This window comes from Methyloceanibacter marginalis (assembly GCF_001723295.1).
GTDB lineage: Bacteria > Pseudomonadota > Alphaproteobacteria > Rhizobiales > Methyloligellaceae > Methyloceanibacter > Methyloceanibacter marginalis.
Window position 1 is genome coordinate 1 of sequence record NZ_LPWD01000118.1, and the last position, 7,426, is coordinate 7,426.

At 62.6% G+C, this 7,426-nt stretch carries 7 protein-coding genes and 1 pseudogene; 7 read left to right on the plus strand and 1 reads right to left on the minus strand.

Features of this window, described 5'->3' with window-relative positions:
• From AUC71_RS05240 to AUC71_RS20175, 7 genes and pseudogenes are all read left to right on the plus strand, one after another.
• Positions 1-931 (plus strand): ammonium transporter (locus AUC71_RS05240; protein ID WP_069623414.1); only part of this gene is annotated, 931 nt, incomplete at its 5' end.
• A gap of 37 nt (positions 932-968) precedes the next feature.
• Positions 969-1,145, plus strand: coding sequence for a hypothetical protein (locus AUC71_RS19950; protein WP_193427015.1), 177 nt, complete (start codon positions 969-971; stop codon positions 1,143-1,145).
• 99 nt (positions 1,146-1,244) lie between these two features.
• Complete coding sequence (glnT, locus tag AUC71_RS05245; RefSeq protein WP_069623415.1) at positions 1,245-2,606, plus strand: type III glutamate--ammonia ligase; 1,362 nt, start codon at positions 1,245-1,247, stop codon at positions 2,604-2,606.
• A 353-nt stretch (positions 2,607-2,959) separates the two neighbouring features.
• Positions 2,960-4,009: an efflux RND transporter periplasmic adaptor subunit gene (locus tag AUC71_RS05250; RefSeq protein WP_069623416.1), complete on the plus strand. Its 1,050-nt coding sequence runs from the start codon at positions 2,960-2,962 to the stop codon at positions 4,007-4,009.
• A gap of 6 nt (positions 4,010-4,015) precedes the next feature.
• Positions 4,016-6,223: pseudogene (locus tag AUC71_RS05255) on the plus strand (efflux RND transporter permease subunit); the annotation flags it as partial.
• A gap of 52 nt (positions 6,224-6,275) precedes the next feature.
• Positions 6,276-7,088, plus strand: a complete 813-nt coding sequence (locus AUC71_RS21815; protein ID WP_280139279.1) for an efflux RND transporter permease subunit — start codon at positions 6,276-6,278, stop codon at positions 7,086-7,088.
• A complete protein-coding gene (locus AUC71_RS20175) occupies positions 7,037-7,195 on the plus strand; it encodes a hypothetical protein (RefSeq protein ID WP_204376640.1) in 159 nt (52 codons plus the stop codon). The genes AUC71_RS21815 and AUC71_RS20175 overlap by 52 nt, the downstream gene beginning before the upstream one ends.
• Before the next feature lie 3 nt (positions 7,196-7,198).
• On the opposite strand, the gene AUC71_RS05260 is transcribed toward AUC71_RS20175, so the two are convergent.
• Positions 7,199-7,426: MEDS domain-containing protein (locus tag AUC71_RS05260; RefSeq protein WP_204376641.1), on the minus strand; the 228-nt coding region annotated here is incomplete at its 5' end.

Below are 7,426 nucleotides of genomic sequence, written 5' to 3' on the forward strand. Positions count from 1 at the left end.
CGCGGTCATCGAGCGCATTCGCGTTTCGGCGTTTGTCATTCTCGCCATCGTCCTTGGCTCGGGGGCGTGGATCTTGGCCGCCTCTTGGGGCTGGCATCCGGACGGCTGGCTGGTGAAAGAATGGGGCTACCACGATGTCGGCTGTGCCGGCCTCATCCACGTGGTCGCCGGGTTCTTCGCACTCGGCGTGCTGCTCAATCTCGGTCCGCGCATCGGCAAGTACAACGCCGACGGCACGGCCAACGATCTGTTGCCGCATAACGTGCCCATGGTGCTGATCGGCCTGATGCTCATCATTGTCGGCTTCTTCGGCTTCCTCGGGGCGTGCCTGATTTTCAACCCGGGCGCTCAGTGGACCAACATCTACGGCCAGCCGGCGACGCTTTCGTCCTACGCCTTCAATACGCTCATGTGCTTCTCGGGCGGCATTATCGGCGCCTGGGCGACGACGCGCGATCCGTTCTGGATGATGTCGGGCGCACTGGCCGGTATCTTCGTCGCGGCCGCCGGCCTCGACGTGTGGTATCCGCCACTCGCCTTCCTGCTCGGCATCCTGGGCGGCGTCATCATCAAGCCTGGCAACGACTTCCTGGTGCGCATGGGCATCGATGACTCGGTGGGCGCGGTCTCGGTCCACGGCTTCTCGGGAATCCTCGGCGTCATGGCCGTGGGCATCCTGGCGGCCGGTTATCCCAATGTGGGAGACGCGCCTCCGACCTCGTTCATCGGTCAGCTTGTCGGCCTCATCGTCATGATCCTCTGCGGCTTCGTGCCCGGCTACCTCGTGTCGCTGGCCCTGAAAGCGGGCGGCGTGCTGCGGGTGCCGGACGAGGTGCAGGAGATCGGTCTCGATCTGGCCGAGGTTCCGTCCAAGGCCTATCCGGAAGCGGTGGGATCCAAGAGCGGCGCCGCACTGCTGCCGGCGGAATAGACGGTCTCTAACGCGAACTCTTTGAAAGGAGAGTCAAATGGACACCAGTCCAATCACAGCGTGGGAAGGAGCGGAGGCCTATTTCACCTTCGCCGACAAACCCGGGGTCATGTACGCGATCCTGGCGGCGGCGGTGATCATCTGCTTCGCCACGATCGTCTCGGCCAGCATCCACGAAGTCGAGGCGTTCAAAAAGTTTGAAGGCAAGAAGTAGGAGTACCCTCCGTGCGTGACGAGCCTTGTCGGCCCCTGTTCGGGCCGGCAAGGCTTCGTTGCGACTGGGAGCGCGAAGCACGGTTCAGGGGAACGGCCAATGGACCAGAAAGTCTCCGACGACGCCGCGGCGCTGGAGAAATCCCTCGCCGAAAAGGGCGTCAAATACCTCATGGCGAGCTTCGTCGACATGCACGGCGTGTCCAAGACGAAGATCGTACCGCTCAGCCACATCAATCAAATGCTGCAAGGCTCCGAGCTCTATACAGGGGCCGCGCTTGACGGCGTGCCTCAGGACGTGAGCGACGAGGAAGTCTCGGCGTGTCCAGACCCCGACTCGGCGGTCGTGCTGCCCTGGCAGCCGGACGTCGCCTGGTTCGCGAGCGACCTGTGGTGCGAGGCAAAACCCTTCGAGCCCTGCTCACGCAACATTCTCAAGCGCCAGCTCCAAGCGGCGCTCGATCTCGGCTATGTCATGAAATTCGGCATGGAGGCCGAATTCTTCGTGTTCAAGGACGCGGACGGCGGCGGCTTCGCACCGCTTTCGCCCCTGCCCCATCTCGACAAGCCCGCTTACGACGCGACCCGGCTGCTGGACAATCTGCCGTGGATCTCGGATCTGGTGAGCGCGATGAATGGGCTCGGCTGGGGTGTCTATTCCTTCGACCACGAAGACGGCATCGGCCAGTTCGAGATCGACTTTAATTATGCGGACGCGCTGACCATGGCGGACCGCTTCGTGTTCTTCCGGTTCATGGCGAATTCCATCGCGCGGCGGCACGGTGCCTTTGCCACCTTCATGCCGAAGCCTCTCGGCGACCGCGCCGGCTCCGGCGCGCATTTCAATATCTCGCTGGCGGATGCCGACAGCGACGCCAACCTGTTCGCAGGGCCGGCGGATGCTCGCGGCAACAAGCTCTCCGAACTCGGCTACTACTTTTTGGGCGGTGTGCTCCGGCATGTTCCGGCGATCTGCGCGGTCTGCTCACCGATGGTGAACAGCTATAAGCGGCTGATCAAACAGGGTTCCATGTCCGGCTTCACCTGGGCCCCGGTCTTCGCCTGCTACGGCAACAACAATCGCACCAACTCGCTTCGGATTCCCTTGGCCGGCGGGCGTGTGGAGCTGAGGCCGGCCGACAGCGCCTGCAATCCTTATCTCGGCGCGGCGCTGGTGCTCGCCGCGGGGCTCGAAGGCATCCGCGAGAAGCTTGATCCCGGCGAACCGTACCGGGAGAACATGTACCGCAAGAGTCCTGAGGAGCTTGAAGCGCTCGGCGTGAAGCTCTTGCCGCGTACGCTCGAAGAAGCCGTCGATGCCTTCGAGGACGATCGTTTGACGTTGGACGTGTTCGGCCCGGCCATGCACGAGGCCTGGATCGACTTCAAACGGGAGGAGTGGTCGAGCTATCACAACCACGTCTCCGATTGGGAGCGGGAGCGCTACCTCAAGTTCTTCTAGATCGAATACCTCACAGTCCGCGCCGTGTTGCCGCACTGTCATCGTCCTCATTAACGATGCGCAGGAAGATTTGGCAAAAGCGGGCCGCTCGCCGTTCAAATCCCGGTTATGCGGACGGTCGTCCCTGGCACCGGTCCCATTCTATCTTTAGATTGATGCCGGAACGGGATAGGGGCCGGATCGGCCTTTCCACATCGTAATGTTCCGGCGGAGAAGCCTGGATTACCATGGGCTTACACGGCCGGACACCCGCATCGCAGCCCCACTTGAATTGGCCCTTGGACGAAATGAGACCTGTTATTTCTCTGCCTTCCCGATCCTCGGCGAGACACGCCGTTTTTCTCGGCCTGCTCATGGCCGTGACAGCCTATCCGGGCGCGTCCGTCCAGGCCCAAGTCATCCCGCCCGTGGAGACCGAGGTGGTGAAGGAAGCCCCCGTCGTTCGCAAGCTCGCGCTGTCCGGCACGGTGACGTCGCCGCATGCCTCGCCGATCTCCACCTCGGTGGAGGGCCTGGTGAGCGCCGTCCATTTCGACAGCGGCGCGCATGTGCAGCAGGGCGACCTTCTCTTGGAACTCGACGCCGAGCTGGAAGAGGCCGCCTACGCCCAAGCCGAGGCTCAAGCCGCGCAAGCCGCCGCCGAGGTCAACGATGCCAAGCGCCGCCTTGGGATCGCCGAGAGTCTCGCGAAGCGAGATTACGGCCCTCAGAACGAGGTGGAGGCCAGGCAGGCGGAAGTCGAGATCGACAGCGCTACCCTTGAGAGTTTCAAGGCGGAACAGAAGCGCCGCCTGGCGGTCCTCGAGCGCCACAAGCTGCCGGCTCCGTATGAGGGCGTTATCTCCCAGCGCATGGCCGAGGTCGGCCAATGGGTGGAACCGGGTACGGCCGTGTTCGAGCTTGTAGCCATGCGCGACTTTCGCGTCGACGTGCCGGTACCGCAGCAATATTACGCGCGGCTCAGAGATGGCGCGGAGGTCGCGATCGAGATCGATGCGCTTCCCGGCGAGACGGTGCCGGCCAAGATCGGCGCCCTTATCCCGGTCAGCGATCCGGACGCACGCACATTCACGTTGCGGGTGCTGCCGACGCGCGACGACATTCCCATCACGCCCGGCATGTCCGCCCGCGTCCTGATCAATCTCGACACCGGCAAGCATGACGTGGCGGTGAACCGGGACGCGCTGATCCGTTACCCGGATGGCCGCATTACGGTCTGGGTCCTGAAGGACCAGGACGGCGACAAGGCCAGCGTCACCGAACGCCGGGTGCAGATCGGGCTCGCCTTCGACGGATATGTGCAGGTGTTGTCGGGGGTGAAAGAAGGCGAGCGGATTGTGGTGCGCGGGAACGAGTCGCTGCGCGAGGGCCAGACTGTCCGGATTGCGGAAGCAAGAGGCTAACCGGGGATGCTCGAGAAGATCGTCCAGCGCGGGACTTTGGTGACGGTCGCAACACTTATCGTGTGCGTGCTCGGCATCATGGCTGCCTTCCGCATCCCCGTGCAGATGATTCCCGACCTCGAGGTCCGCACGGTGACTGTGCAGACGCGCTGGCCCGGCGCAACGCCGCAGGACATCGAGAAGGAGATCATCATCGAGCAGGAGGAGTATCTCCGCTCGATTCCAAGCTTGGAGCGCATCATCTCTCAAGCCTCGAGCGGCGAGGCGCGGATCGAGCTCGAGTTCCCCTATGATATCGATCTCAACGAGACTCTTATCCGCATCAACAATGCGCTGAGCCAAGTCCCTTCATACCCGGAGGATGTCGATCAGCCGCGGGTGCGGGCAAGCTCCTTCAGCGCCAATGCTTTCATGTTCTTCCGTGTGTCTCCGCTTCCCGGGAACCCGCGCGAACTGAACATGGACATGATGCGCGACTTCATCGATGACAACGTCAAGTCGCGCCTCGACAGCGTGACCGACGTCTCTGACGTGCGACTAGGCGGCGGCGCAGAGAAGCAGATACAGATCTTGTTCGACCCGGCCGCACTGGCCGAGCGCAAGATTTCGCTGACAGACGTGCGCCGTGCGGTCGCCGAACGCAACCGCGATACGTCCGGCGGCGAGATCGAAAGCGGCAAGCGGCGCTATCTTTTGCGAACCATCGGCCGCTTCGACAATCCTGAGGACCTGAAAGACCTGATCATCGCCCGGCGCGGCGACAACATCATCCGGCTTGAAGACGTCGCGGATGTTCGGCTTGACCATTTCGAGATCTATACCCGCGCCTATGTGAACGACCGGCCTATCATCTTCCTGTCGATCCGTCGCGAAGCGGGCTCGAACGTCATCGCCATCAAAGAAGAGGTGATGAAAGAGATCGAGGCGATCAACCGAGAGGTGCTGAATCCCGCCGGCATGGAGATCGAGCGCACTGCGGATGACGTGACCTACGTCGAAGCCTCGATCCGCAATGTCTGGACCAATCTCGGCATCGGCGCCGTGCTGGCGACGCTCGTGATGTTCCTGTTCCTGCGCTCGGCAAAGGCCACTGTCGTAGGCGTGATCGGCGTCCCGATCTGTACCATCGCCGCGTTCATCGGCTTGATGCTGGCGGGGCGGACCGTGAACGTCATTTCGCTGGCGGGCGTGGCCTTCGCCATCGGCATGACGCTCGACAACACCATCGTCGTGCTCGAGAGCATCGATCTCGAAAGGCGGCGCGGCCTCGGCCGGCTGAAAGGAGCAATCGAAGGCGTCCGCAAGGTATGGCCCGCGGTGTTGGCTTCCACGCTCACCACCGTCATGGTGTTTCTGCCGATCATATTCATTCAGGAAGAGGCCGGACAGCTTTACTCGGACATCGCAATCGCCGTGTCCGCCTCGATCCTCGCCTCGATGATCGTTGCCATTACCGTCGTACCCACGGCGGCCGCGCATTTCGATCTCACACCGCAAGACAACGAGGCGGTCGATCGGGCGGACGGCGCAATCGTCAAGGGCGTGAGCTGGCTCGTGGCAGGCCCAATGCGGCGGCTCTTCTGCATTCTCGGCATGGCCGGTGCCAGCGCCGCGATCATTCTGCTGCTGACGCCGCCCGCCGAGTATCTGCCCGAGGGCGAGGAGCCCAAGATGTTCGCCAGGCTCAACGCGCCGCCCGGCTACAACCTCGAGACCATCGAGGAGATCGGCAAGGATCTTCAGGACTGGCTGTTGCCCTTCGTCGAAGACGATCCGGAACGGTTCCATAACGGGGAGACCGAGGTTCCGGCACTCAAATACTTCTTCTTGATGATGGAGGCGGACGGCCTGCGCATCATCGCCGAGACCGTGGATTCCGGCGATATCGACAACCTGATGAAGATCATCGGCGAGAGGTACAAGACGTATCCGGGCATGCAGCCCTTCGTATCGCGGGGCTCGATCATCACCAGCAATGACGGCGGCACGCGCAGCGTCAGCCTCGATATTTCCGGACCCCGGCTCGATGACGTTTATCGGGCCGCGGCCACCGCCTATCGCCGCGCGAACGAAATCTTCGACGGTCCGCGCATTCAGGCCGACCCTTCAACGCTGAGCCTATCTCAGCCGCTGCTCGAGGTTCGCCCGAAATGGGATCGCGCGGCGGAACTCGGCATGAACGCAGACGACGTTGGCTTTACCGTCGCCGCGCTGACCGACGGAACCGTATGTCGGGGAGTTCTTCCGCGACGACGAGAAGATCGACATCTATTTCTACAGCAAGGATTCCGCGCGCGCGGAGCTCGACAATCTCGGCCAGATGCCGATCTATACGCCGCAAGGGACCATCGTGCCGCTGTCGTCCGTCGCGGATATCAGAGAGACGGTGGATACGAACACGATCCGGCGCATCGATGCCAAGCGTACGGTGACCCTCAACATCATCCCGCCGGATAACGTCGCTCTCGAGACGGGCGTCGAACGCGTCCGTAGCGAGCTCGTGGAGCACATGAAGCGCACCGGCGAGATGCCGTTCGCCGTGACCATGAACATTTCCGGCGCCTCCGACCAGCTGGATGCCACGCGTAGCGCGCTTGCCGGCAATTACCTGGTGGCGATCGTCATCATCTACCTCTTGCTGGTCGCCATCTTCACCCATTGGGGCTACCCGCTTCTCATCATGACCACGATTCCACTTGGCGTGGCGGGCGGATTGGTCGGCTTGGCGCTGATGAACTGGGTCGGCGCAATCCTGCCGCGCTTCGGGCTCGATCCCATCATTCAGCCGTTCGATATGATCACGATGCTGGGCTTTTTGATCTTGATGGGAACGGTGGTGAACAACCCGATCCTGATCGTGGACCGGGCGCTCTATAACCTGCGTGAGATGGGCCTCGACGCGCAGAACGCCGTGATGGAGGCAGTCTCGTCCCGCTTGCGGCCCATCGCCATGTCCACGGTGACGACGATCTGCGGCCTGGCGCCTTTGGTATTCATCCCGGGCGCGGGTACGGAGCTTTATCGGGCGTGGGCGCCATCGTGCTGTTCGGCATTTTGGGCACGGCAATCATCACGCTGACCTTCCTGCCGGCGCTGTCCATCAGCGTGTTCAGGCTTGCAGGCTATGGGCAAAAGGCGGGCGGCAAATCTTCGGCCATGGAGCCCTCGCCCGCACCCGGCGAATAGGATCTACGCAAGCTTGCTCTGAAGCTCGGGCACGAGCTGGTCCGGCGGCACGTAGTGTGGATGGACCGACGCCCCGCCGTCGGCGCAGAGGTCCGGGTGGGCCCGCACGACATCCTCCAGCACACCGGCCGGGAAGCGCGTGACATCGTAAGCACAAACCAGCGCCTCACCATAGAGGGGCAAGATATGGTTGAGCCGGCTTTCGTAGATCGCCAGCAACTCCACGCCGGG

Coding starts and splice junctions, on each gene's coding strand:
- AUC71_RS05250 (WP_069623416.1), top strand. CDS start 2,960: ATGGCCGTGACAGCCTATCCGGGCGCGTCCGTCCAGGCCCAAGTCATC.
- AUC71_RS19950 (WP_193427015.1), top strand. CDS start 969: ATGGACACCAGTCCAATCACAGCGTGGGAAGGAGCGGAGGCCTATTTC.
- glnT (WP_069623415.1), top strand. CDS start 1,245: ATGGACCAGAAAGTCTCCGACGACGCCGCGGCGCTGGAGAAATCCCTC.